Annotated in this window: 29 protein-coding genes and 1 pseudogene; 4 read left to right on the forward strand and 26 right to left on the reverse strand. The window is 43.4% G+C overall.

What is annotated here, in order from left to right; genetic code table 11:
- Positions 1-238: 238 nt before the first annotated feature.
- The 17 genes from MSP8886_RS16050 to MSP8886_RS16125 form a co-directional block, all read right to left on the reverse strand.
- Complete coding sequence (locus tag MSP8886_RS16050; RefSeq protein WP_370737029.1) at positions 239-562, reverse strand: GNAT family N-acetyltransferase; 324 nt, start codon at positions 560-562, stop codon at positions 239-241.
- The gene (locus MSP8886_RS22820) at positions 531-734 is read right to left on the reverse strand and encodes a GNAT family protein (protein ID WP_370737030.1); all 204 of its coding nucleotides are present in this window, start codon (positions 732-734) and stop codon (positions 531-533) included. Before MSP8886_RS22820 ends, MSP8886_RS16050 begins: the two co-directional genes overlap by 32 nt.
- 214 nt (positions 735-948) lie before the next feature.
- Positions 949-1,401 (reverse strand): hypothetical protein, encoded by a 453-nt coding sequence (locus tag MSP8886_RS16055; protein WP_067018277.1) that lies wholly within the window; start codon positions 1,399-1,401, stop codon positions 949-951.
- Between the two features lie 44 nt (positions 1,402-1,445).
- Positions 1,446-1,763, reverse strand: coding sequence for a YciI family protein (locus MSP8886_RS16060; protein WP_067018279.1), 318 nt, complete (start codon positions 1,761-1,763; stop codon positions 1,446-1,448).
- A 4-nt stretch (positions 1,764-1,767) separates the two neighbouring features.
- Positions 1,768-2,265: a GNAT family N-acetyltransferase gene (locus MSP8886_RS16065; RefSeq protein WP_067018281.1), complete on the reverse strand. Its 498-nt coding sequence runs from the start codon at positions 2,263-2,265 to the stop codon at positions 1,768-1,770.
- 59 nt (positions 2,266-2,324) lie between these two features.
- Positions 2,325-2,828, reverse strand: a complete 504-nt coding sequence (locus tag MSP8886_RS16070) for an HD domain-containing protein (RefSeq protein WP_281197856.1) — start codon at positions 2,826-2,828, stop codon at positions 2,325-2,327.
- Between the two features lie 10 nt (positions 2,829-2,838).
- Entirely contained in the window at positions 2,839-3,303 is a 465-nt protein-coding gene (locus tag MSP8886_RS16075; RefSeq protein ID WP_067018283.1) for an ASCH domain-containing protein, read from the reverse strand.
- A gap of 66 nt (positions 3,304-3,369) precedes the next feature.
- Positions 3,370-3,840: a protein-tyrosine phosphatase family protein gene (locus tag MSP8886_RS16080; RefSeq protein WP_067018286.1), complete on the reverse strand. Its 471-nt coding sequence runs from the start codon at positions 3,838-3,840 to the stop codon at positions 3,370-3,372.
- Positions 3,841-3,928: 88 nt separating this feature from the next.
- Positions 3,929-4,477, reverse strand: a complete 549-nt coding sequence (locus tag MSP8886_RS16085; protein ID WP_067018288.1) for a shikimate kinase — start codon at positions 4,475-4,477, stop codon at positions 3,929-3,931.
- A gap of 113 nt (positions 4,478-4,590) precedes the next feature.
- Positions 4,591-5,082, reverse strand: coding sequence for a GNAT family N-acetyltransferase (locus MSP8886_RS16090; protein ID WP_067018289.1), 492 nt, complete (start codon positions 5,080-5,082; stop codon positions 4,591-4,593).
- Between the two features lie 100 nt (positions 5,083-5,182).
- A complete protein-coding gene (locus MSP8886_RS16095) occupies positions 5,183-5,692 on the reverse strand; it encodes a GNAT family N-acetyltransferase (protein ID WP_067018292.1) in 510 nt (169 codons plus the stop codon).
- A 55-nt stretch (positions 5,693-5,747) separates the two neighbouring features.
- Positions 5,748-6,032: a GNAT family N-acetyltransferase gene (locus tag MSP8886_RS16100; RefSeq protein WP_083200992.1), complete on the reverse strand. Its 285-nt coding sequence runs from the start codon at positions 6,030-6,032 to the stop codon at positions 5,748-5,750.
- A gap of 46 nt (positions 6,033-6,078) precedes the next feature.
- Positions 6,079-6,861 carry a small ribosomal subunit Rsm22 family protein gene (locus MSP8886_RS16105; protein WP_067018294.1) on the reverse strand — a complete coding sequence of 261 codons (783 nt, stop codon included), beginning with the start codon at positions 6,859-6,861 and terminating at the stop codon, positions 6,079-6,081.
- A gap of 122 nt (positions 6,862-6,983) precedes the next feature.
- Positions 6,984-7,967 (reverse strand): N-acetylmuramoyl-L-alanine amidase-like domain-containing protein, encoded by a 984-nt coding sequence (locus tag MSP8886_RS16110; RefSeq protein WP_139063163.1) that lies wholly within the window; start codon positions 7,965-7,967, stop codon positions 6,984-6,986.
- A 248-nt stretch (positions 7,968-8,215) separates the two neighbouring features.
- Entirely contained in the window at positions 8,216-9,109 is an 894-nt protein-coding gene (locus tag MSP8886_RS16115; protein WP_067018295.1) for a 5'-nucleotidase, lipoprotein e(P4) family, read from the reverse strand.
- Positions 9,110-9,277: 168 nt separating this feature from the next.
- Positions 9,278-10,126 carry a TauD/TfdA dioxygenase family protein gene (locus tag MSP8886_RS16120; RefSeq protein WP_067018297.1) on the reverse strand — a complete coding sequence of 283 codons (849 nt, stop codon included), beginning with the start codon at positions 10,124-10,126 and terminating at the stop codon, positions 9,278-9,280.
- Between the two features lie 29 nt (positions 10,127-10,155).
- Entirely contained in the window at positions 10,156-10,515 is a 360-nt protein-coding gene (locus MSP8886_RS16125) for a Fis family transcriptional regulator (protein WP_067018299.1), read from the reverse strand.
- A gap of 177 nt (positions 10,516-10,692) precedes the next feature.
- Between MSP8886_RS16125 and MSP8886_RS16130 the strand changes: the two genes are divergently transcribed.
- The gene (locus tag MSP8886_RS16130; protein WP_067018303.1) at positions 10,693-12,306 is read left to right on the forward strand and encodes an NAD(P)/FAD-dependent oxidoreductase; all 1,614 of its coding nucleotides are present in this window, start codon (positions 10,693-10,695) and stop codon (positions 12,304-12,306) included.
- Between the two features lie 2 nt (positions 12,307-12,308).
- Here the strand turns inward: MSP8886_RS16130 and MSP8886_RS16135 are convergent, their stop codons facing one another.
- The 3 genes from MSP8886_RS16135 to MSP8886_RS16145 form a co-directional block, all read right to left on the reverse strand.
- Complete coding sequence (locus tag MSP8886_RS16135; RefSeq protein ID WP_067018305.1) at positions 12,309-13,733, reverse strand: MATE family efflux transporter; 1,425 nt, start codon at positions 13,731-13,733, stop codon at positions 12,309-12,311.
- Positions 13,730-14,299, reverse strand: a complete 570-nt coding sequence (locus tag MSP8886_RS16140) for a DUF2239 family protein (protein ID WP_067018307.1) — start codon at positions 14,297-14,299, stop codon at positions 13,730-13,732. The genes MSP8886_RS16135 and MSP8886_RS16140 overlap by 4 nt, the downstream gene beginning before the upstream one ends.
- A 227-nt stretch (positions 14,300-14,526) precedes the next feature.
- Positions 14,527-14,922 carry a carboxymuconolactone decarboxylase family protein gene (locus tag MSP8886_RS16145; protein WP_067018309.1) on the reverse strand — a complete coding sequence of 132 codons (396 nt, stop codon included), beginning with the start codon at positions 14,920-14,922 and terminating at the stop codon, positions 14,527-14,529.
- 158 nt (positions 14,923-15,080) lie between these two features.
- Here MSP8886_RS16145 and MSP8886_RS16150 point away from each other — a divergent pair, with 158 nt between their 5' ends.
- Positions 15,081-15,944: a LysR family transcriptional regulator gene (locus MSP8886_RS16150; protein ID WP_067018311.1), complete on the forward strand. Its 864-nt coding sequence runs from the start codon at positions 15,081-15,083 to the stop codon at positions 15,942-15,944.
- Between the two features lie 62 nt (positions 15,945-16,006).
- On the opposite strand, the gene yccS is transcribed toward MSP8886_RS16150, so the two are convergent.
- A complete protein-coding gene (gene yccS / locus MSP8886_RS16155; RefSeq protein ID WP_083200993.1) occupies positions 16,007-18,217 on the reverse strand; it encodes a YccS family putative transporter in 2,211 nt (736 codons plus the stop codon).
- A gap of 242 nt (positions 18,218-18,459) precedes the next feature.
- On the opposite strand from yccS, the gene MSP8886_RS16160 reads away from it, so the two are divergent.
- Positions 18,460-19,257 (forward strand): transglutaminase domain-containing protein, encoded by a 798-nt coding sequence (locus MSP8886_RS16160; RefSeq protein WP_067018313.1) that lies wholly within the window; start codon positions 18,460-18,462, stop codon positions 19,255-19,257.
- 92 nt (positions 19,258-19,349) lie between these two features.
- On the opposite strand, the gene MSP8886_RS16165 is transcribed toward MSP8886_RS16160, so the two are convergent.
- Positions 19,350-20,576 (reverse strand): phospholipase D-like domain-containing protein, encoded by a 1,227-nt coding sequence (locus MSP8886_RS16165; protein ID WP_067018315.1) that lies wholly within the window; start codon positions 20,574-20,576, stop codon positions 19,350-19,352.
- A gap of 181 nt (positions 20,577-20,757) precedes the next feature.
- Here MSP8886_RS16165 and MSP8886_RS16170 point away from each other — a divergent pair.
- Positions 20,758-21,572 (forward strand): annotated as a pseudogene (locus MSP8886_RS16170) (IS5 family transposase).
- 200 nt (positions 21,573-21,772) lie between these two features.
- On the opposite strand, the gene MSP8886_RS16175 reads toward MSP8886_RS16170, so the two are convergent.
- The 4 genes from MSP8886_RS16175 to MSP8886_RS16190 are packed head-to-tail and all read right to left on the reverse strand — an operon-like array spanning position 21,773 to position 25,553.
- Positions 21,773-22,648 (reverse strand): L-ribulose-5-phosphate 3-epimerase, encoded by an 876-nt coding sequence (locus MSP8886_RS16175; RefSeq protein ID WP_245659119.1) that lies wholly within the window; start codon positions 22,646-22,648, stop codon positions 21,773-21,775.
- A gap of 6 nt (positions 22,649-22,654) precedes the next feature.
- On the reverse strand, positions 22,655-23,413 hold the full coding sequence (locus tag MSP8886_RS16180) for an IclR family transcriptional regulator (RefSeq protein ID WP_067018316.1): 759 nt from the start codon (positions 23,411-23,413) through the stop codon (positions 22,655-22,657).
- A gap of 9 nt (positions 23,414-23,422) precedes the next feature.
- Positions 23,423-24,067, reverse strand: coding sequence for a 3-keto-L-gulonate-6-phosphate decarboxylase UlaD (locus tag MSP8886_RS16185; RefSeq protein ID WP_067018318.1), 645 nt, complete (start codon positions 24,065-24,067; stop codon positions 23,423-23,425).
- Positions 24,060-25,553, reverse strand: coding sequence for an FGGY-family carbohydrate kinase (locus MSP8886_RS16190; protein ID WP_067018320.1), 1,494 nt, complete (start codon positions 25,551-25,553; stop codon positions 24,060-24,062). Before MSP8886_RS16190 ends, MSP8886_RS16185 begins: the two co-directional genes overlap by 8 nt.
- Between the last annotated feature and the right edge of the window lies 1 nt (position 25,554).

Genomic DNA, 25,554 nt, shown 5'->3' on the forward strand with positions numbered 1-25,554 from the left:
AAAATTAAGTCTGAATACTATTTTTTAAGATACTTTTAAGTACATTTCACATCATTTTAAGATCATATTAAGATGAAATAGACTATTTTCAGATTTCCTTAATTAGCCAGAATTTCAGCAACAGATAAGAGAGAGTCAAAAGAATGGAGGAAAAACATCAAAGAAAGGCCGGTCTAGGAAGGCTTCCCTAGACCAGGAAACATGTCATGGGGTACGAATGAAGCTAGCCCATCTTTTGTTATATATGTCCCACAACGCGAGCCATATGGTAGACGTTGACAAAACTACCATTTCTAAACGCATACGCCTTGGACTCACCTTCAATTTCAAAGCCGAACTTTTTGTACAAAGTGATTGCTCGTTCGTTATCCACATAAACGGTTAATTCGATTCGTTTTAAATTGAGCCAGTTGTCCGCTAAATCGATAGCCGTCTTCAGTAAAGCACTGCCCACACCCAAACCTTGGGCATCGTCTTTTACCCCCATACCGAATGTACCGACATGACGACGTCTCGGGCTAGTACCTAACTCAAAGCCCAATTCCCCCCACGACGTCATCATCCACTAATGCCACATATCGATAAACGTGATCTGGCGTGTTCTGGAAACGTTTTTCCCATGTATCCAAGGAGGGAAACGGTAGTTGTAATGTGCTGGTATAGGCATTTTGACACTCATAAATTCTTTTTACCGCTTTCGCGTCTGTCGGCTCTGCTCGCCTTACGTCAATCACCCTAGTTCCTCTTTTCCTAAAAATGCATAATGCCTGCTATAAACAGCCGAATGAAACCAACCCCTGCGCTAAAGCCAGCTACTCCATAGAACCTATGGGGAGCGGAACATTTAGAGCCAATAATGAACGCCTCTTATCTGTACTGTACCAATTATGTTCATGCGCTCGACTGACAAAAACGAGCGTAAATTTATGTGTCTAGCACAGTAATTTGTTAGGACTTACTTAGACTTAACCAGCTTTTATGAAAACAAGACATTTTTCTTTTAACTGGATATTTGTTGCTAAAAAATGAAAATTTAGGGTTTGAATGTACCTTTAAAACCCACTGTTCATCATTATCAAAAAAAGAAAAATTAATATTCCCTGAGTCAGAAAGAGAAATATTTCTGACCATTCCTTCCGCATATGTTGCAGACAGCTCTAGTGAATCCATGAGTTGTAAACTGGCGCTAAAATAGTAAATGTATAACGCCTCTTCAAAAGGGTTTCCCTCTGTCACTAGAATGAGAAAATTTTCTCCTATTTGATACTGTGCCTCCAACACCTTTCCTGAGATCTTGGTTTGCTTTTTTAGTTTGTTGTTTTCTAGCACGACTCTTGGTGTTTTATTAGCTTCTTCTATCGTATCTATTACATGAAATTCATTTATTTCCTTTGTAGGCATCAGAAAAACCACCCTCTACCTGTCGACTTTCCATGGTGGGCTCCCTAGCGCCGCTTTTCCTCTGTCTGAGGGTGGTTCGTCAGCCAATTATTACCTGAGTTGGCTTCGATCAGTTCTTTAACCGCCACGGTTTTATAATACCCATGCTGTATGAAAGGATCTTGTTGAATAAGCAGATTCGCCTCTTCTAGAGTATTCGCAATCAGTATTTGAATGGCGGAGTCATCATCCTTAAAAGGGCCACATAAGTGGAGCTTGCCTGATTCATCAAGCCGCTGTAGATGTGCAATATGCTCACCTAGTAACGCTTCGCTAAAAAGGTTTTTATTTTTTCCTGAAAGCAACGCGACAAACTTGCTCATTATTTTATTCTCCTATCGTTACATTTAGCGACTTATGCATAATATAACAATCCACATACCCAAGTTTGCCATGCCGATAGGCCAACGGGATAGTACCGATGATGTTGAAGCCAAGCTTTTTCCATAACGCCACAGCGACATCGTTGGTAGAAACCACAGAGTTAAACTGCATTGCCTCAAACCCTAATTCCATTGCGATACGTTGGGAATGCTCGCAAAGCTGGCGAGCAATGCCTTTTCCTCGCGCCTTTGAGTCAACCATGTAACCACAGTTACAAATATGATCGCTTGGTCCCATGCCATTAGGCTTGATGTAATAGGAGCCTAAAATTTGCTCACCCTCGACGAACACAAAGGTTTTCAATGGCAGTTCACACCATAATCTATAGGCCTCTTCTAGGACCATATTGGGCTCAAAAGCATACGTTTCTTGAGCCTGAATGACCGATTTGAAACATGGCCAGAATGACTCAAAATCCAACCTCGTCATTTCTCTGATCATCCTGTTTTCTCCTAGCAATCTAATCTTGCCATAAACCTCTAAAAGCCTTTGGCTATCATTTATAACGCTTTATTAAGAATACCTTGCTCGAAGGCTTCTTCCAATTGCTTTCTAATGACATGCCATAGCTCAGTACTGCCCAGCCCAATTCGAGCGTTAAGGCCCAATATTTTTTCTTGAGATATATCATGAGCTCGCCAACTATGGCCATTTCCATGCAGGTTATGCAGCAATGGTGGGACACAATCTATCGCTTTGGCATAACGAGCATCGGGTGTTTCGCCTGCTTCAAATTCGTTCCAAAGCGCCAAAAACTCAGCACTCATTCCTTCAGGTAACATAGCAAACAAGCGAGCAACACCCGCAGCCTCTGCTGATTTCAATTCCGCTGTTTCGCTCGAATAAATGATCGTGTCTCCCGCATCAATTTCACCAATATCATGAATCAATAGCATCTTAATAACACGATCAATATTAATCGCCTCATTCGCATAGTCTTTGAGCATAAGAGCCGACATACACACATGCCAACTATACTCAGCCGAGTTTTCAAAACGCTCCAAGTATCTTCTGTTAGTGGTAAACGACTTTAAAGCGCTCTAAAACCAGTAGCATATCATCCTTTGGTTCGATACCTAACGCTTCGCACTCTAGTGAGAAAAACGCCCAATGGGCCTCTCGCCACCATGCCAATGTTTTGTCACCTTCCCCTTCCGATTCCGCAAACTCTGGCGTCACTTCGTTGTACTGACACTTAGAAACGGATGTGATTTCTATGATGCACACTGGATCACCTTGCCAGTTCGTCACAACCTGAAGATGACCCACTACTGGCATGGGCTCTCCCTCGTGGCTATACCAATAATCCATGCTACAGGATGCTCGTTTCTCACCACGCAAGATTAAATCCGCACAGATATTGGCATTGTGTTCGTCTGAGCAAAAGTAATCGGCACTAAAAGAGGTGTATTTTTCAGCAAGGTCACGGGGTAAAGAGCTAAGACATTGTTCTAAAAATACTTTATGTCTCTTTTCCATCATTTCTCCAATTCTATGCTCTCTAATTTGGTCAAAGGTCATCTGCCACTATTTACGACCAATTTGTTAGGCATTTTTTAGCGCCATCAGAACAGCGACTGAAAATTCATCCCACTTCGGCGCGCTAAAAGCAATGTCTCGTACGCTTTTGATCGCTTCAATCGCTTGATTAACCCCATAGCCTTTCGACTTAATAAGATAAGCGGCTAACGCTAAGCCGGTTCGATCTTTACCTGATCGACAATGAACAAGCACGATACCACGTTTTTTATGGTGATCTATAAAATTGATAATACGAGGCAAAGACGTCAAACAAAGCTCAACATCCCCCTCTTTGGCGGGCGCGTTACTCGACAATGGTATATGTCCATAAGACATCCCCAATGCGGTTAACCTTGAAACGTGAACCATCTCTCCGTCGTTTACCGAGAGAATGGCAGCGATATTCTGCCGCTTCAGCGCTTCTAGATCCCACATCTGTTTGTCGGGACCACTCCTGCCAGCGACAGACTCGTCTATGAAAAATAAATGTTCCATGAATTCTCTTCCTTCGCTCGCCCCATAACAACAACATCAAAGTGCAAACAGCTTGTTAAATAGGGCCGTTAGTTATTTCTCCAAGAATTTATGAAGTGCCTTGTGGTATGCGCAACCCATCTACAAACTGCTTAGCCTTTTTGGGGCTTCTAATACGAACGAATTTGATATGACCATACTTAGGATCATTGATCATTTCTGCGTAGCGAATACGATTCTTTTTGTACGTTTTCAGTGTCCACAAAATAATAGAATCCTTACTGAAGAACACCTTACTAAACGTTTCGACATTTCCGGTTTTGTCCCACAATTCTTGTTTGGACACCGAGCGAAGGAACGCCCGCTTTACAGCTTGATAAAGCGTTCGAGTAAACGAATAGTCAACCCATAGGACAGTATCAACATTTGCCCATTTGATCGGAGCGGTTCTATGGTAGTTACCGTCTAGCACCCATGTTTCTTGAAGAAGTTGATGTTCAAGCTTGGCAAAGAATTCTTCATCGGTAGATTCCTGCCAGTCTGGCTTCCAGAACATAGCGTCCATTTCAAGATATGGGTAACCTAATTTCGTTGCTAACGTACGACCCACGGTGGATTTGCCACTCCCACTGGTACCCACAATGTTAATTCTCTTCATAACTCCTACCGGAAAAGTTTGAATGATTGAATAATACAAAACTTAGCTACGAGTGCATTCGTTAATGTGGAATCAGGCAAAAAACTATACTATTTTTCATTTACTAATATTCATCAACGAGCCAATTGATAACGCAAGACATGACACAATTCTTCATCATCGTAGAATGTATTTAAATACTGCCCACCGCACTTTTCTATCACCTTTTTCGATGCCACATTATCTATGTCACATATAAGAATGGCACTGTGTTCGATGACATTATGCTTCACCCAGTTAAGCATAATAGACGCGATGCCTTTCCCCCTAGCCTCAGGTAGGGTCTCATAGCCAATATGTCCAATGATATTTTCGATGTAATCATTGTCGCCGTGACGAACACGTATCGCGCCGAGTATATTTCCAGAATCAATACAGAAGTACATAGATATTGGAGGCCATCCATCGGGCAGTTCTTTACCCTCAGCATAAGCTAACCACTTTTTGAAATACGCATCCACATCAGCTTGTGCATCTGCGTATAAATCAAGCCCATCATCACAACACTTTGCTGCGTAAACGTTAAAAGCCTTTAGATGGTTAAGATTTGCTTTGATAACCTTCATACTTATCCTATACACCTAATGATAACAACACGTTAGACACTTCCTGAGAAAACAGTGTCTCTGTCCACAGACGACTCTAAGCATTCCACACGACAATCGGTTATATCTTGCTCGCTTCAATACTATAGTGTTTTAAGCCTGGGTGATTATACAAATCCACGTTGTCTTCTACTGTCATACCAAGCTTTTTGATGATGGCGATTGATGCTAAGTTTTCTGGCATTGATACACCGTAAACTTTCGTGTGCTCTGTATTGTTGAATATCCAGCTAAGCAATTCCTTTGCCGCTTCAGTGATATAACCCTTTCCTTCAAAGCGCTTGGAAATACCATAGCGAATATCAACAAACTCTGGATTGGGAGAAAATTCAGCCCCCACAAAACCCAGCTTAACGTTTGGATCTTCTTTTAAACACACAATAAAGGTTCCAAAACCATTGAGAGCCCAATGCTTGATTCGATTAGCAAGGTATTCTTGTTGTTTCTCAATGGGGTAAGGTGCTTCATTGGGAAGAAACTTGGTTTGTTCTGGGCTAGAAAGGATCTCGCTGATAATGTCGAAGTCTTCTGTATCTGGTTTTCTAAGCAGCAGTCGAGACGTTTCAATCAAAGTATAACTCCTATACAAAATATTTTTGTCTAAGGTGTTACTCTTAAACACTTTTTTATTTACGGCGTGCTTGCCACTCAGAACGCAATACACCATATTTGACCGAATCATAATACTTGCCGTCATAGTAACGAACTTTACGCAAGCGTGCTTCTTGCTGAAAACCGAGTTTCAGAGCCAATGACATCATGCGAGGATTACCCGACCATGTCGTCATCCCCACTCGCTCAATATCTTTCGTTTGAAAGAGATACGAGACCCATAAGGGAACCGCGATCGCTGCAATGCCCTTTCCCCAATCATTTGGATCTAGCTGGCCTGATACCGATAGAAACGTCACTCATCATACTGAACCTATCCACTTGTTATGGGCTTACGGCTACTGTTTATGAACTAATCTTTTTATAAGCAACGATGTGGGATAGAAACAGTAATGAATACCTTTCGTTATACCTAACTTTATACTCAATTTCTTTTTCAGACAGTTTTACCCATCCATGATCAAAGTAATCATTAATATCATCAACAGCCTCATTTTCATCTTTTAAATGCTTTTTGTTCCATTGGTAGGAACAAGATACAAACAAGATGCCATTTAAAACCGTCGCTTCTTTTAATGCATCAACTAAGGTTTTAGGGAACTCACATTGGTCTAGAACATTTAAGCAAATTGCTAAATCAAACTGTTCTTCAAGCATTCCACGAGAAAAAGGACGCTCCAATAGAGTAAAGTTTACGTGTTCACAGCGAGCGGCAATTGATGAAGTATCAAAACTAAACTGTCCTAACGCCTTCAAACTTTTAATGTAGGGAAATTCGCACTTAACACCGTCAATAAGTATTCGCTTAAAATTCGATAACAATCGATTTGATGGCTCGACAACCGTAATGGAATGAATGCTTGGAAAGCATTGAATGAGCTCATAACAATTTCGACCAAGGGCGGGACCGACTTCTAAAACCTCCGTCGGCGATGCGTTTTCATTGCCGACAACATCTGCAATAAAGTGGGATACTTTTTTCGAGTGTTCAGACTCTATAAACGAATCAGGAACAGACTTAGACTGACTTTCTAATGGCTCGGTAACACCACTTTCTCGAAGTTTATCTAACCATTGCATCTCAAAGTAAGCGGCTAGCCCTTTTTGATCCAAGTAAAAATCATCCAAAATATCCGTCCTTCTAATCAAGCTGTGCTTCTCGTAGGAGGCATAACGCCTTACCAAGTGACAATAAAATAACCGAATTTACGAAGCACAGTGCTATTCCATCGAATTAAATATCCACGGATTTAAGAATTTGCCTTTAATACGGCCACATTAAAGCCTTTTAATGTAGGGCTGTTTCGGTAATGGAATAAGTATCGTACAAAGTTTTGATCCACTACTTTACCTTTAATTTCACTGGCATGACGTAGGTAGAGTTTTCCTTCTTTACGTACCAAAATGGCTTGATGGGAGACGTTCATGTTGGTGCCAATCACTTTTTTTAAATTCCAGTTAGGACGAATCATGCTGATGATGCTTCCTGTGGGAATTTTTTTCAGTATCGCAAGGTTAACTTTACTGCCGACTACCTGACCTGAGTTGTTTTTCACCGGGACGAATAAAGCAGTAAGGGGAACGTAGTCTATTTTGGCAATTTGTGGTTTAAACCCATCCCCTGCGTGGTGAAGGGCATGCAGGAATAAGCGCTTCTGAGCCTCATTAGCAGACGTTAACTGCAAGTTGTCCATGGTCATGTGTCGATACCAGGATTTTTTATCAATAACGGCTCTGGCTTCTTTGGTTTGCTTTCCTGCTACTTTTTTGGTGATGTCAGTCAAGATATTACGATTATTGGGAAACCAATCGGCACTTGGAAAATGATTTCTTTTGACAAAGGCAACATCACCGTCCTTGTAGCGTATATTGTCTAGGTTGGTTAAAAAGTCACTCGGACTATTGGATAGTGCTCCCGCTAAAACGGTTTCCACATAGGTAGTACAGTCAAACTCATCGAAGCGATAAAGCGGATCTTGATCAAATAATCCCTCGCTGCCTTCACCCAACGCCCCATCGGCGTAAGGCACGCCAAGCAGGATGGAGCTCAAACGGGTGATTCTATCCACCAGCGGTAAAGACTCGGTATTATTGACTTGTATGGTGGTAAAGAATGTCGCTTCACGACGCGTAAAACCGTCTTTTGGCTGTGTGGGGGTCGCATTGGCCTGACTGATTCCCAGTAACATGGCTGCGACAAGCCCGCCCGTCAACATCATCGTTTTTACGGTCACTCATTACTCCTCAACACGTCAATAAATTAGTTTATTAAGATTATCGTAAATGCTCTATTAATGGGGAGACCTTTACACTTTGCCTATTTTTCATTATTTGTTTTTGCACACTCGCTTTACCCTTTATCTGGTATTAGCTGCCAGCATAAAAAAACGACTTAATACTCCCATATTAAGAAGTCGTTAAGCCGTTTTACGTTATTTCACTCTAAGACATTAAAAAACAGCCTTAGAGGTTAAACAAAGCCTTACTCACCTTTTGGGTGCCAAGCATGCAAATGCGCTTTACGCATTTTGTCTTTCTCTGCCGCAGAAGCGCCCCAATTATTATTGTAAACTTTGCCTTCCCAATCACCATAGGTTGGGTTAGGAAGCATAATAAATTTGGTACCAAATAAATGCTTATCTTTCTCAACTGCTGCATAGGTTTGCTTTAACGTCTTGGTTTTAAAGTCTTTGGAGAAGTCATTTAGATTATCCCCCATCAACAAGGCAACATCGTAATGTTTTTCAACTTCTAAACGACGTGGCTCTTTATTACTGGTAGTAGAACGAAGTAACACATGTGAGTTAGTCACTTGTGGGAAGCCTAGTTCACGTAAATTTTTCATGGTCCCCTCACGACCACTTTCTTTACGGTTGGTAATGTAAAAGACACCAACGCCTTTTTCCGCAGCGTATTGTAAAAAGTCAACCGCACCTGGAATGGCTTTGGCTTGTGCTGCATTCATCCATTGTCCCCAAGTTTTACTTGAGTAACTTTGATTTTTACCAATTAACCAAGACTCGTAAGCGCTATTGTCTAAAATGGTTTCATCGGCATCCACAATGACGGCAACTCTTTTCTTACCTTTATGATGAGCAAGGTAGTTATCTAACTGCATTTTTGCGAGGTTAAATGCTTGGTAAGCCAATGCTTTATATTCGCCTGACGCTTGTACCCACAAGTTCGCCATCACCAACTGCTCATTTAAGTCTTTGGTGTCGTAACTTGCTTCATGTGGCATGGGTGATTGAGCTATTTGTGTATTTAACGCTTTGGTATCGCTACTGGTTTCATCTGCCCAACTAGGCAGCACCATACAGCTACCTAAGACTAACGCGGTGGAAACAACGAAAGAACGAAGTTTTAAAGTCTGCATTGCTTAACTCCCATGTATCATCCTATAAAGCCATCATAAAATGGACTATTTCATAAAAAATGCTCACACAACATGAACATATGCATCACAATATACCCCCAACCTCATTTGAGTTCGAGTGGAAAGTGTCTTAAAAACGGCCTTAACCAAACGCTTAATCGGTTTAATCTACTCGTAATCGCCTTGCACGGTCACACGGTGAAGCTTTCTCGGTTGATCGTCATAATCTGTCACGGCGAAATGCTGAGTGACCCTATTATCCCAAATAGCTACTGAGTCCGCTTGCCACTGGAAACGGACATGAAATTCAGGCTGACGCGCGATGGCAAAGAGCCGCTCTAACAAAGCTTGGCTTTGTGCGTCGCTCAAACCAGCAATTGAGCGAGTGAATTGCTCATTGATAAACAAAACCTCTTCATTTGTTTCTGAATGACGCGTCACTATAGGACGAATAATCGGTGGGTATGCCTGAGATTTTTGCGCCACTCGGCTGTTACCCGCCTCGTCTATGTCGTCGTAGCGGCTGCCTGCAAAGGCGTGTAATCCATGAATGGCTTGCATCGACCGAAGTGTGGTTTGATCTTCTTTTGCTAAGCTGGCAAACACGGCAGCCATATTACACCAAATGGTATCGCCCCCTTTTGGCGGCACATGCTGAGCATGCAAGATAGAGCATTTAGGTGGAATTTTCTGCCAAGTCATGTCCGTATGCCAGAAGCTTTCACCTGGTGGGTTTCCACGTGAGGTTTCGATAATGACAACTTGATCAAATTCCGCTAAATGAGGGAAAAAAGGATGGGCAGGCTCTAGCTCACCAAAGCGCTTACCGAGGGCTAAATGCGCTTCCGGTGACAGTTTTTGATCACGAAAAAATATGACTTTGTAGCGCAAAAAAGCCAGATAAAGCTGATCAAAAATCGTGTTGTTCAACTCAGCTAGGTTGATACCCTCAATGAGAGCCCCCAGTGAACCCGCTAATGGTGTAATGGTGAGTTTGTTATCAATCGAATCCGTCATAGTGACCTTTGTCTCGAAACCCGGTTACTTCAATGCAGCGTAGACAGACGCTTAAAGCGTTCTTCCCACTTGCCACCGTGCAAACGCTGGCAAGTTTCTTCGCTATCAAAAAATACATGGGAGCGAATGTTTTTTATCTTAATATTCACCGCGCTTAACTTTGCTTGAATATGATCGTAAAGGAAGACGTCTTGTTGTGCATCTAAAGCTTGCTTTTGTTCATCGTCCGTTTCAAATACACAAACGATTTTTAACGATTGGGGGAATACATCGAAGTTGACCAAGTGCGTCAACCATACAAAGCCCTTAATCGTACCCAAGGCTTCATCACAAACGGCAGTTAACGCTTCTCTTAGGGTCTTCTCAATTTTCTTATCCGATTTTTTCATATCACCATATACCACAAACCAAGAGTTAAGAGTGTAACCGCTAAAATGTGACTGACAAGTCTACTAGACTCATTCTATCCGTGATAAATGACATAAGTTTTACCAGCTTTTTCCTCCGAAATATCGTATCATCCGCGCTATTTACTTTTGTTCACTCTTTAGACCTTGATACCTCTTATGATACGACTTTCGAATATCCAATTACCGCTAGACCACAACGAAGCGGCACTGGAAAACGCGATTTTATCGACCCTCAATATCGCTGCTGAGCAACTCGTCCGCTTTAATATTTTCCGTCGTGGTTACGATGCTCGGAAAAAAACACGCATAATGCTGATTTATACCCTAGATGTGGAAACCAGCTGTAACGAAGTGCTATTAAGCCAGTTTGCTGACCATCAACAAGTCAAAGAAACGCCAGATTTAGAGTATCATCCCGTCGCACAAGCACCTGTGACACTAACGCAGCGCCCTATTGTTATCGGCTTTGGCCCTTGTGGTTTACTAGCCGCCCTAGTACTAGCACAAATGGGCTACAAGCCAATCGTTCTAGAGCGTGGCAAAGAAGTACGAGAGCGCACGAAAGACACTTTTGGTTTCTGGCGTAAGAAGATTTTAAATACTGAATCCAACGTCCAGTTTGGTGAAGGGGGAGCGGGAACCTTCTCTGATGGCAAACTCTATAGCCAAGTCAAAGACCCGAAACAATACAGTCGTAAAGTCCTTAACGAGTTCGTGGCCGCCGGTGCACCAGACGAAATTCTTTACGTCAGTAAACCGCACATTGGCACATTTAAATTGGTCGCCATGGTGGAAAAAATGCGCGCTCAGATTTTGGAGCTAGGCGGTGAAATTCGCTTCAGTTCCCGAGTGGAGGATTTACACATTGAAAATGGTCAAATTACAGGCGTCACTCTAGCAAATGGCGAACAACTTCACTCCCGTCACATTGCCATCGCCATTGGTCACAGTGCACGTGATACCTTTGAAATGCTTCACAATAAGGGCGTTTACATCGAGGCTAAGCCGTTCTCCGTAGGCTTTCGTATTGAGCATGAGCAATCGACCATAGATAAAGCCCGCTTTGGTCCGAATGCAGGCAATGAGATCCTTGGAGCAGCAGACTACAAATTAGTCCATCACTGTAAAAATGGTCGTTCCGTTTACAGTTTCTGTATGTGCCCTGGCGGGACCGTCGTGGCGGCCACATCAGAAGAAAACCGCGTAGTCACTAACGGCATGAGTCAGTATTCTCGTAATGAGCGTAACGCCAACAGTGCCATTGTCGTCGGCATCGACCCTTCGGATTACCCTGGTGGTCCCTTGGCAGGCATTGAATTCCAGCGCAAATTAGAAAGCCTTGCTTACGAACTTGGTGGCAGTAATTACGACGCACCGGCGCAAACCGTCGGGGCTTTTTTAAGAAATGAAACACCAAAAAAACTCGGCTCAGTCACTCCTTCTTTTAAACCTGGCATCAAGCTCACGAACCTTGCTGACGCTCTACCTGACTTTTGTATCGAAGCGATTCGTGAGGCGATTCCCGCTTTCAATAAGAAGATTCGGGGCTTTGCCCTAGATGATGCCCTACTCACAGGGGTAGAAACACGCACCTCTGCGCCAATTAATATCAAACGCGACCCTGATACCTTAGAAAGCATCAATATCAAAGGCTTATACCCTGCGGGTGAAGGGGCAGGCTACGCTGGCGGCATTATGTCGGCCGCCATCGATGGTATTAAAATCGCCGAAGCCATGGCATTGAGCATCAATAAGACAACAATCGGCTAAAATCATCCATTTTCAGGCTGCTTGGTAGCAAGCAGCCTGTCAGTGGTGTTGACTTGGTAAAACAAACCATATGGCGCATTGTGGACACGGCTACGTTGACTCAATACCAAGATGGTTAATATCAATGCCAAGCCTTCTGTAATGGGAGCCGCATACCAAATTCCCCATTCAGAAAAGAACAATGGCAAAATAAAAATTAACGGCAGAGAAAACGCATAGGTTTTCATAATCCCCAAAATACCAGCTCTTCTCGCATCACCAATAGCCTGAAAAAACATGCTAATCATCATCTGTGGCCCCACCAAAAACAGTGCCAACGTCGAAAAGGGTAAAATCCGCACCACGCCTTCAATAACCGCCTGATCACTAACAAATAATGCCCCTAAATCGCGTCTAAACACAAAAGCGATGGCCTGAAAACACAAGCAATAGACAAAGGCAGCAGCCAGAGCGATTTTGATACTGGCATTGACTCGGGCTAATTGATTGGCCCCGACGTTATTCCCGACAATAGCTTGGAATGCCATACTCAACCCCAGTAAAGGCAGAAAAATAAATGTCATTAAACGGGTGATAATGCCATAAGCTCCCACAGTCGTTGCGTAATTCGTCGCATCCCACGTTTGCAAATTGTATAAAATAGCACCCGATGTTAATGCTAAACCGATATAATTTAAGCTAGAAGGTGCCCCTAGCGACAAAAACTCCAGCCAATGCTGTCGTGATCTAGAAAGTAAAACAACCTGAAGCTTAATTTTATTACGATGGCGTTTTCGATACAAAAAAACCATTACCAAAGACATCGCCTGAGCCAGAACCGTTCCCCATGCTGAACCAGCAACCCCCCAATGCATACCAACAATCAGCCAATAGTTAAATAGCCCATTGAACAACACAGAGGAAAGAGACACCACCGACATAAACAACACTCGGCCTTCACACCGTAAGCTATTGCTATTAATAGCTAAAATAAACACCAACGGTGAGCAGAACACTAAAATAGCAATGTAGCGATAACCCATGTCGGCAATCTGTCCTGAGCCATGACTAACCGCCGCTGTTAACGCATGCCCTCCGATCAAAAAAAGCCCGATCAACACCCCAGATACCACTAACGACAAACTAATGGCTTGGGAAAAGACTTCCACCACACGAGAATACTCTCCTGCCCCTAATTGCCGCGCCATCAAACTGGCAAAGCCATTCGACACAAGCGTTGATAAGGCAACAATCAATATAAACGCTGGAAACATAGAGGTGACGGCAGTCAAAGCATCCGCCCCAACAAACACCCCCAGAAAATAGGCATCTACTAATGAAAAAGAACCATTCACTAACATGATCAAAATAATAGGGGCTGCCGTTTTTAGAAATACAACGGGCAGAGGCGCATGTAAAAAATAATTCGTTTTATGAGTGTCTGTCATGAAGGGTATCTTCCATTATGTAAGTCTGCGATATGCAGAAACTTGTCCATGAGAAAAGCTTTAACGTCATCAGGCCATGAGTCAATCGCTGTTTCAAAGCTTACTTTACTATTGCGGTATAAAGCACGACTTGCTTCTTCGAAACCCGGTTCATCCGCTAAAAAGGCTAGCATAAATTTATCTAACTGCTGTTGCTTAATCGCCACTCTATCTTCAATGGTGGCCTTTCTTTGCGCCTCATCCACTAGTCGCCTTAGAGCGGCCGATGCACCGCCTTTTTGTGCTGATAGCCATTCCCAATGACGAGGTAACAAGGTCACCTCTTTGGCTTTGACCCCCAACTTGGGTCGGCCACGCTTTCCCGTCTGTTCTTTATTTGACGATAGGTTTTTAAGTACCGTCGTTGTGTCGCCATACCAACTAAAATCCACTCGTTGGCAATTTTCTTCCTTAAAGACCATGGGCTCAATATTGCCACCCAACCGCTTTACCTGATGAACAATCTCTTCCAATGTCCCTCTAGCAACGATTTTTTTATCATAGATGGCCAAATATTGCGCGCTCATTTTCCTATCTCGCTCTAGTTGCTTAGATTATATTTTATCTGGGTAAAAATATAATAACAGGGTAATATTTTTTATCCAGATAAAAATTTAGCAAACTCCCTAAAACACCACCGCACAATCTGTTAAGCACAAAAAAGGGCCATCTAATCAATAGACGACCCTGCCATATAATCTATATAAAATATTAGCGCTGATAACGGGTGTTTTACAGCGACCATTTTCTTAAGCTATGGGGCTTCAACCAACTCAATCCCTCGCTCAGCAAACACTTCTTTGGCCACAAACAGCCCGTTTAGCGCCGCAGGAAACCCTGCATAGAGGGCCATTTGCATTAAGATTTCGACAATTTCTTTTGGTGAACAACCCACATTCAGAGCAGCATGAAGATGGACTTTCAGTTGCGGGGCCGCATTGCCCAATGCGGTTAAAGCGGCCACCGTCGCGATTTCACGTGATTTTAAATCCAAACCAGGACGGCTATAGATGTCACCAAAACCAAACTCTATCATTAACGTAGCAAATTCTGGGGCGATAGATTGCAGGGCATCCACCACCTTTTGGCCTTGTTCGCCATCTATTTCAGCCAATTTCTCCAATCCTAATTGATAACGATCTTCACTCATATCCGACTCCTATTTCTTACCCATGTTTCATGCTCAATTCAATGATTGATCCGCGACACCAACCTTAATGGTTGCTACTATGCCACTTTTCATAAGCGAAATATCTATCAAATAAAGAAAAGTCATTTTTCAAAATTGAAAAACAGTAGGGGCCTATAATGCATGAATTGATGTGGGACGATACCAAAGCCTTTTTAGCCTTGGCGCGCTTTGGCACTTTAACGGCGGCGGCTAAATCACTCGACATCGGGATTGCAACGCTATCAAGAAAAATAGAGCGTCTTGAGCATAGTTTAGCAACCCCCCTCTTCTTACGCTTTCAGACAGGCTACCAACTGACCGATGAAGGAAAACATTTACTCAGCAGTGCAGAAGAAATGGAAAACGCTGCGTTTGCGTTTACAAAACGAGCGGAAAAAACCACGCAATTGATAGGCAGAGTCAAAGTGGCCACAGCAGAAAACCTCGCAACCCAACTGGTGTTACCCGCATTAGGCCTCTTTCAGCAGGCTCACCCCCTCTTACACATCGATATGGTCACCGATATTCATACCGTCAACTTACATCGACGCGATGCCGATCTTGCCCTGCGTATGGTGCGTCCTACTAATGGCAATGTCCGCTTTCAACGGGTCGGTACACTAGGCTATGGACTCTATGCCAGTCGCCAATATCAGGAAGAATCCAGCGGCCATGATGAGAACTTTATTCAATGGGGAGAGCACTACGAGCAGTTACCCGCCGCACAATGGATAACTCAACGATTAGCAGGAAAAGCCCCTGTGCTGACAACAACCTCCGTAGCTACTCAAGTCAGTGCTTGTTTAGCCGATGTAGGCTTATCTGTCTTACCCCACCTTGTAGCACGACCAGCAGGATTAGTTTGTCTCGCCGAGATTCCCGAGGTTAATCAAGAAATCTACTTGGTTATTCAAAGCGATTTAACGCAATCCAAACGTATTCGTGTCGTGGCGGACTTTCTTATAGAATTAGTCAAACAGCATCAGGATGACTTGAGTTAATGTATTTCTTCCGCGTTTAACAGAACAGTCACTACCCGCTAAAAGAAGCCTAAATACTCGCTCTAGTTTGCCGATTCTACACCTTTAATATCACGACCATGTACCTGAACCTGCAGTTCGTGAGTTAACAGACGAATTTGCCTTAGCTCTCCTAATAGAGACTGAAACTGGGACAGAACAAAATAATGACGCTCATCGTCCTCTGCAGGACAGTCATCCAATAACTTTTTCAGGCGCTCAAATTCTGCTGAGCTATCGGATACTAAACTTTTCTGCTCAAGGCTCTGGGCGACTTCTTGCAGGCTTTCCACAATATAGGTGCCTGCCGAAACCAGTAATTCATTACTGGGCTGCTCAATCAAAGCACCACGATGGGCCCCAAAAGCGGCAATGTAGTTGAATAAGGTATGGCTGCGAATTACCAAGCGCTGCCATAACTCGGCGTCTCGACGAAAATGCCCAGGCTCTTGCAGCATACTCACCAAAGTGGAGGTTAACAAAGCATCTGCATTATAGGCACGACGTCGACTACGGCGATAGGCTTGTTCGCTCATGTCCTCTTCACGATAGAAACGCATCAACTCTTGCAAATATTCCGCACTGCGCCGCAACCCTTCAGCAAAGGTCATCGGTAATTGGCGATAAAACCAATCGGGTAAAATAAAAAATACGGCTAGCCAGGAAATCACACTACCAATAAAGGTATCGACCAATCGTGGCCAAATCACCGCATAACCGTCCGCAACCTGATTAAAGCAACAGACCACCAACAGGGTAATCGCGGCGGTTGCCAGCACATAACGATTATTTCGCGAAAGGAAGAACACCACGCCCGCCACAACGGCAATCAATAACTGAATGAACTCCACAGGGAAGAGTGTTATCAAGGACCATGCCGCCACTAAACCAAGTACAGTGCCAGCCATGCGTTCGTATAAGCGTTTGCGGGTGGACCCAAACGTTGGCTGACAAACAAATAAGGTTGTCAGCATGACCCAATACCCCACGTCCAAGTCTACATTTTGTATAATGACATAGCCGCAGGTCAGTGCAATCGACATCCTTACCGCATGCCGAAACACCTGAGACTTTGGCGTTAGCTGGTCGAGGATTTGGCTGAAAATAGACCGAAATGTCACGCGCGGCTGAGGAATTTGTTGCGAGGCGTCTGTTAAAGATACATCCTCTAATTGTCGAGCTTTATCAAGCTCTTGCTGTAACGCCATCACGTTATCAGTCAGCTGTCGCAACGAACGAAAGAGACGCCATTGTGTCGGTAAAGCTTCTCTCTCTAAATAGGCCATAGAGCGTTGCACCCCCGCAATGGCCTCTTCACTATCATGAAGATCAATGGACTGACTGGTGCGGATAGCTTCACCAATTTGTCGGCAACTCGACCCCGCCGCCGATAACTGACGCTGTAAACGAAACAAGATGTCACTGTGAAAAAAGGTTTCGGCTAAATCCGAATAATTGTAGTGAGAGGAGCTGGCTCGTTCATGAATGGCCTGAGCAATAAAATACAAACGAATATATCGACCTAACCTAGGACTGGTTGGCTCATTATCAATACGACTCACTAAAATCTCTCGCACGCGATTCAGTGCAATGACCACTTGCCCGTGCTGTTGAGCCAAATCCAATCGCAGTGCATCCATCGAACTGCTACTGAGTATCGGGAACAGTTTAGATTTCACTTTGAGATAGAGGCCGACTTCAATATACAGCGCTGCCAAAGCTTGTCGTAATGGCACATGAACAAACAATGCCGCCCAAATAATCGACAACAAGCCATACCACAAGGCCCCCAAGCCTAATAACAGCGGCTCGTACCAAATAGGAACTTCATGGGTGGCTTGATTTAAGCCTATCATGGTGTAAACAGCGAGAATCAATGTTGCTTGAGAGATCACACCATAACGGCGCCCTAAGGCCCCTCCCATAGACAAACAAAACGCAATCAGGGAAAGGGAGATACCAAACGCCCAAGGGTGGGGCATCAATAATCGCACGCCAAATGAGACGACAATGAATAAGAATAAGGTAATAGATAATGCGCGGATACGTCCCAGCCAATCGTCTTCCGTTTCCGCTAATGCGCTGGCAATCACCCCAAGAAACAGCGGAATAACTAAAGAGACATAATCTAATCCCCAACTTAACGCCATGGCCCCGCACAGTGCGATAGATACACGAATGCCGTAAGACAGCTGTCCAACGCCCCCTGCCTTAGTTAACTTCTGTAGGGATATCTTAAAGCGACCAATTGCCAAGAAAACGCTCCTAAATCAATAACTAAAAATGCTGTATTGGGATACCTAATTGAAGTCTAAACGGACACTGATTGGACTACAAGACAACGGAGCCAATCCTCTAACGAACAGCGAAAAAATCCGTATTCTTCACTAGAAATAGGAATTTATCGGCTATCGCAAAGAAAACACAAAATTAAACAGCGCTTATAACAAAGAGATGCTAGTGTAAAAACCAGACAATCAATCGGTGGGACATGATCATGTGGTTACAAGCCTCTAGCACTCTTGAGTTTTATATTGACACACCGACCCCCTTCTTACTTATGTTGCGCCCTCGTAGCGGTATGCAACAATGGATTGCCCGTGAAGAGTATGTTTTATCACCCAGTGTTCCAGCGGTTGAATTTACTGATTCGTTTGGCAACCTATGCCAACGCCTAGTTGCCCCAGCAGGCCATTTCACGATTCGGACATCTGTCGAAATCGAAACCGCCGATGCCTCCGATTCGGCACCAGGTGCACCTTTTGTCGACATACAAAAACTACCAAACGACACACTGCCGTTTTTACACCCCAGTCGTTATTGTGATTCTGATCATTTTACCGAGATGGCCTCATCCATCGTTGTCGGACTACCACCAGGGTACGACCAATGCTGCGCTATTGTCGATTACATTCGCCATGCCATTCAATATACGCCAGGGCAAGGTGAGCAGAATATCAGCGCCTCTCAAGTCAACGAAGCTGGCCGTGGCGTGTGTCGAGATATGGCCCATTTAGGCATTGCTTGCTGTCGTGCACTCGCTATTCCAGCGCGCATGGTGGTGGGCTATCTAGAGGGATTAGAGCCCATGGATCTACACGCTTGGTTTGAAGCCTATGTGGGAGATCGCTGGTACACATTTGATCCTACTCAGGCGAATTTACACGGTGGCCGTGTGGCTGTTGCCTTTGGGCGAGATGCGGCGGATGTTGCCATCTACACGCAATTTGGCCCTCCTGTGGAACTACTCGATTTAAAGGTTCAAGTCATCAAGACATCAGAGCCTATGAACTAAAACCTGACCGTACAAGCAACGAATCGTTTTAATAGTAAAGGGACACTCAACAGTAAAAGAGCCGCTTGAGCGGCCCTTATGACTGACAAGGTTTATTTTTCCGAGCCAGGGTGAGGCGTTGGATAATCCTTATCCACCTCTAACGGCTTAGCATATTGGCTATCCCATAACTGCTGGTGTAACTCAGCAATACGATTAGCCATGGCACCATTTTGCATCACCATTTCTAAGTTGCGTGAATTATCCATATATCCACCTTCCCAGTTACTGGTACCAACCCAAGCGATTTTATGATCAATTTCCATCGTCTTGCTATGTAAAACGCGGGCATACGGAATAAACCCCTCTTTGGCTTGAGGAAAGGTCACAACCTTAATTTGAATGTTTGGTAAAACTTGTAAGCTCTTTAAATAATCGATATCCGGTTTTCCCGTATTCCAACTCGACACCATTAACTCTATTTTAACACCACGTTGCGCAGCGGCACGAATGGCGGTATCAATGATCGGATAATAAGGCCGTGGTCGATGAGTAGAATAAGACAATGGGGCATAGGTCATCACCATGATTTTGACTTCGTGTTTCGCTTTGGCTAGAAGGCGCGGCAATTCACTCTGGGAGTCCCCCACACCAGGAGGATTAAAGGCATTGGGGCTGGCAACCAAATAATCAGGCTGCGACTCATCAGCTAGCACAGTTTTGGTATTGAGTACCACTGGCGGTTGACCCTGTTGAACCCTTGACTGATTCATCCAATCCACTTCAAATATCGCCTGCATTTCACGCGCAATGGTTGTATTGGTTACCAACAAGCCCGTTTCATGAATGTGTTTTAAGGAGCGCCAGTCGAAATTTTGGCTGCCCATATAAGCACTTTTTCCGCCATCGATCACAAAGTACTTCGCATGAATAATGCCACCACCAATTTTATTATAATCGATCAATTTAAACGTTAAATTGGGGATGGTTTTCAATTCCTCTATGGTCTTTTTATCGGAGATTCTTAAACCATGTTGATCCATCAAAAAGCGAATTTTAACGCCACGCTCACCCGCCTCTCTTAGATGCTGAATCACTTTTTGTAACGGACCATTTGTAGTATTAGGCTCACCCGACACATAAAACTGAGCGATATCAATAGCACTTTTTGCCTTATCAAACTCACTGCACCATACACTGACAGCATCTCGTAAATCAGGCGTCGACAAACTGGTTCCACTGGGAATGGTATCCACCAGTTCCATACCAGACTGAACAAATTTTGCCTGCACTCCAACACTCCATAACACCATCAAACCTACCAAAAAACGAAACTTCATCAATTGATCTCCTATTGTCCATCCGATGTTTATGTCATAAATAGATGACATTTAAAAGTCTGTTTTTTGACCGACTCACCATCTCACGAAAAAGCCAGCTAGGAAGCTGGCTTTTTCGTGTTTAAGTTAGGGAACATGAGACAATCTTGCCGACTTAAATTAACTGTGACTCCTGCCCGCCATGAACCAGCTCTCCTTCGCCGATACCGAATTTACCAGCAAACGCCGTAAAACCCGTAAAGAACGTTTCCTTGGTCGGATGAATGAACTGATTCCAAGGCAACAGCTTGAAGCTCAAATTGAACAGTTCTACCCAAAAGCTGGCAATGGTCGGCGTCCTTACCCTCTCGCTACTATGCTGCGCATTCACTTTATGCAGAACTGGTACAACATGAGTGATCCAGCAATGGAAACTCCGGTATCTACTTTAAAGAAGGGACAATCGTGGATGCAACGATCATTGAGGCAGCGAGTTCCACTAAAAATACATCAAACGCACGTGATCCCGAAATGCATCAAACGCAAAAGGGGAAGCAGTGGTTCTTTGGCTTGAAGGCTCATATCGGTGTGGATGCAAAACTTGGCTTAATACATAGCTTCACCACCACACCAGCTAATGATCACGATCTAAACCAGTTGCCAGAACGGCTTCATGGGGGTGAATCATTTATATCTGCGGACTCGGGCTACCGTGGCGTAGAAAATCGCACAGAAACAAAGGATAAGAAAGTCGATTGGTTAGTGGCTGAAATACCTAGCAAGATACGTGTTTGGAAAAAGCATCCCCGTCTCAAGGCGCAGCTGATCCGAACGGAATACTTAAAGGCGAGTATCAGAGCGAAAGTCGAGCATCCGTTTAGACTATTGAAATGCCAATTTGGTTTTCGCAAAGTCATCTACAAAGGTCTGTCTAAAAATGACAACAAACTCGCCGTACTGTTTACGCTTGGAAATTTGTTACGAGTGGATCAGATGATACGGTCTGCACGAGGTTAGTCCGTCCAAATGACGGATTTTGGTTGTTCAAAGCACCATAATAGTGAGAAAACTGCGTCTAATTGGCACTTTTGAAGTATTGCTGTCGTGCGGAACAAGTCAGACCAGAATTATCTGACTTGTTCGTAGTATCCCTAGGTGTGTTATTTTTTATTTTTATGGCTTTTAAACGGTTTAAATCATGGCATTCTTACTATAAATTAACTAAGTGAAAGTCCCGACTCACTGGCTATTTTTTCTAACTTAGCTTTTGCCATCTTAATATTTTCAAACCAGTTGTTGTCTTGAGCCCACATTTCAATAACAAATGGAGCGGCATAATCTATTTCAGCAAGGGTTTTAAAAATCGTATAAAAATCCACTTGTCCTTCACCTATCACTAAATCGCGAAACTGACCCTTACTATCAGGGGAGACTCTTAATGTGTCTTTTAAGTGAATTTGAACAATATGTTGATGAGATAATTTAAGTTCTGTCGGTACATCATGATTCCATCCCGAAATATTACCGACATCGGGATAAGCCATGAAATAAGGGGAAGGTATTTTTTGTTTCAGTACTTCAAATTTGCTAAGTGAGTTAAGATAAGGCGTATCCATGATTTCAACACCCAACAAAACACCAGCACGCTCTGCCATCTTAGTGGCTTTTTGCATGCCCTCAACAAAACGCTCATGGGTTGCCTGAGATTGAGGTTCGTAATACACATCATAACCCGCCATCTGAATACAACGGATCCCCAATTTATAGGCCAGTGCGATGGCTTTCTCCATGATCTCAAAAGCCTTGTCACGTACCGAGTCATCCATTGAACCAAATGGGTATTTACGATGAGCACTTAAACACATAGAGTGCAAAGGCATATCCTGTTCTATGCAGACATCCCGTAGTGCATAAATCTCTTGGTCTGACCAGTCAAGCCGAGCCTGCCGATCGTCCGTTTCATCCACTGATATTTCAACAAAATCAAAACCCAACTCTTTGGCTTTAGAAAGTCTTTCCCGCCAAGATAGGTCAACAGGTAAAGCTTTTTCATAGATACCTAAGCGAAATTTTTTATTAAAATGGATCATCATATTGCCTCAAAAAAGAGTATTTTCGATTTCAAGCGCTGTAATAGACAAACGCCTAGCTAGATCTTCAAAACCCAGTCGATTCATTTTTGGTGTTAATGACGAAATACTGATGGCATAAATCGGCATTTTTTCTTTATTAAAAACAGGCTTTGCCACACAAGAGATTCCGGCTTCGTTTTCTTCATCATCAATCGCAAAACCGCGTTCACGAATTTGGTCAAGAGATTGGAAAAATGCTTCTTTTTCCAAGATGGTATTTTCGGTTAATTGCTCCATCGTATTGGCATTTCGCTGCCAATACGCTTCACGAACTTGATCATTCGCAAAGGCTAAAAAACATTTACCAGCTGCCGAACAATAAGCAGGGGAATGTAACCCCACGTAGGTACGGGTTCTAAAAGAGGCATCTTTGGGTTCTAACTTATCTTTAAAGATAATATTGTCCCCATCGAAGGCTAAAAAATTCACTGTTTCATTCACGGAAGCTAGCAAGTTGGTTAAATGAGGCTTTACATAGCCGGTAACATCAGAATTCAAAGCACTTTGCCCAACATGTAGCAACTTCATTGTCAGTCGATAATCGCCACCACTTGAAAGCTGTGTCACGTAGCCTTCGCTTTCATAAGTTGAGAGCACTCGATGGACGGAAGATTTCGTCATCTTCAGCGTCTCAGATATATGATTCAAAGACGTGCCATTTGGAAACTTTCCTAAAAACTCCAACACATTTAATGCTTTGATTAATGACTTAATTTGCTCACTCATAAAAAAGACCTACCAGAATTTAGATATTTCATTATGAAATGATCCCGCAACAACCAAACCCTTATCGCTTGCTAATGCTCGACCAGCAATAAAGGCTTTTACTTTAATGTGTTTGAATAAAGACAAGTCTGCGGGCTCAATTCCACCTGTAATGGATAACTCAATACCAATATCTGAGAGCTTCTGCATTTTGTTAAGGTCTTGGTCTGTCCAACTAACGCCTGCAAGTTCTGCGTCTCGAGAACGATGATAAATGGCTTGAGTAACCCCCATATCATACCATGCTCTGGCGTCCTCTAAGGTCCAATGACCGTATAGCTCTATTTGAATATCACCCTGATGTTGATCTGCTATTTTCTTCGCTGCCTTGATGGTTTCAATGTGTGCTGCAGCGCTAACGGTTACCCAATTAGCTCCCGCTTCTAATGCCAACTTTGTTAAAATGGCACTGGCATCGGTCACTTTCATGTCACACACAATAATGTGATTCGGGTACTTTTTACGCATTTTTGCCACGCAGCTCATGCCTTCGGCAAACGCTAAGATAGTGCCGACTTCAATCACGTCTAATTGCTCAGCAACACGCGAGACGGACTCAAAAGCTGTGTCTATATCGGTTGAGTCCAATGCCATTTGTAATAATGGTTTAGTCATATTTTTGTTCCTCAAATGCTTTAAAAAAGGCGACAAGCTGCAAATAACGACGATATTTTCGCTGGTATTGTTCGTAGTGAGACGTGTTAGGATGGAAGCGTTTTATATCGACGTGCATCGCCTTAAAACCCGCTTGAATCGACGGGTATTCACCCGCACCGGCCATGGCAACCAAAGCGGCTCCAAGAGAGCCGGTTTCCTCTATACAAGGAATTTCAATCGACATTCCGGTAAGATCCGCAAGCATTTGCATCCATACATTTGATACCGTTGACCCACCTGCAACTCGAAGGGAGGTAGCATCAGGAAAACGCACTCGCATTCGGTCTAAATGCACATTGTGACAAAATAAAATGCCTTCCCAGATTGCTTGAATCAATTGCCCTTTTGAATGGTGCGCCTGCAACCCATAAAAACCAGCTTTTAGACCCAGTCCCATATTCGATCCATACAAAAAGGGAACAAAAAACAAATCACTGCTTGCTGGTGCCAAAGCAGCCACCAATGCTTCATTTTCTTGATGGTTAAACTCACCATTTTGGCCCAAATAATCGACAAACCATTCATAATTGCCTGCTGATGTGGGACTGGCTTCGTGAATAATATATTGTCCATCAACCACATAATGACCATAGACATAGCGGTAATCTAAAGGCGGAATATTATCTGCAATGCCGGAAGTGACGGACCAGGTTCCCATCACATAATTAAGTGAGTCAGCACTTTCATCAATGCCTGAACAAACGGCTGTTGACACCACATCAAATAGTCCACCAAATACCTGGGTTCCTACTTTTAAACCTGTTTCACGGGCTATTTCTGGCGTAACATAACCCGCTAACTGGTCAGGTTTTATAATAGGAGGGAGAGCGGAAAACACCTCATCAATGCCAAATAAAGCCAGCAGTTCAGCATCATAATTTCCTGTATTGGCATTGAAGAAATTGCTTTCAGAGATATTGGTTAACTCAGCGTGTACCTCACCAGTTAATCGAAAACGAATATAATCGTGAGCCATTAATATGGCACCGATTTGCTCGTAGTTTTCCGGCTCATAGTCTTTTAGCCAACGAATAATGGAAACGGGATGTCCTGTCCATAAGGTTTGTAGAGTAAGCGGATAAATCTTTTCAGGAAGCTTTTCCGCCTGCCATCTTTCCACAATATCAAGAGATCGAGAGTCGGAAGACAAGATACCATTTCGTAAATTACGCTGATTCTTATCAAGCAAATACACGCCCTTACCTTGTGCGGAAATGCTAATACCTTTGATGTCATCAACATTAATATCTGTTGTCGTTAATAGTTTTGAAATGGCGGCCTTAGCATCATCCCATAAGGCATCTAAATCTCGTTCAACCCATCCCTGTTTACTATTAATAACTTTCGCAGACACCTTTGCTATAGCAATTTGATGACCAGAACGATCCAATAAGGCCGCCTTCATAAAGGTTCCACCTGAGTCCAATCCAATAAAATAGTTCATC

This window comes from Marinomonas spartinae (assembly GCF_900089775.1).
GTDB classification, from domain to species: domain Bacteria; phylum Pseudomonadota; class Gammaproteobacteria; order Pseudomonadales; family Marinomonadaceae; genus Marinomonas; species Marinomonas spartinae.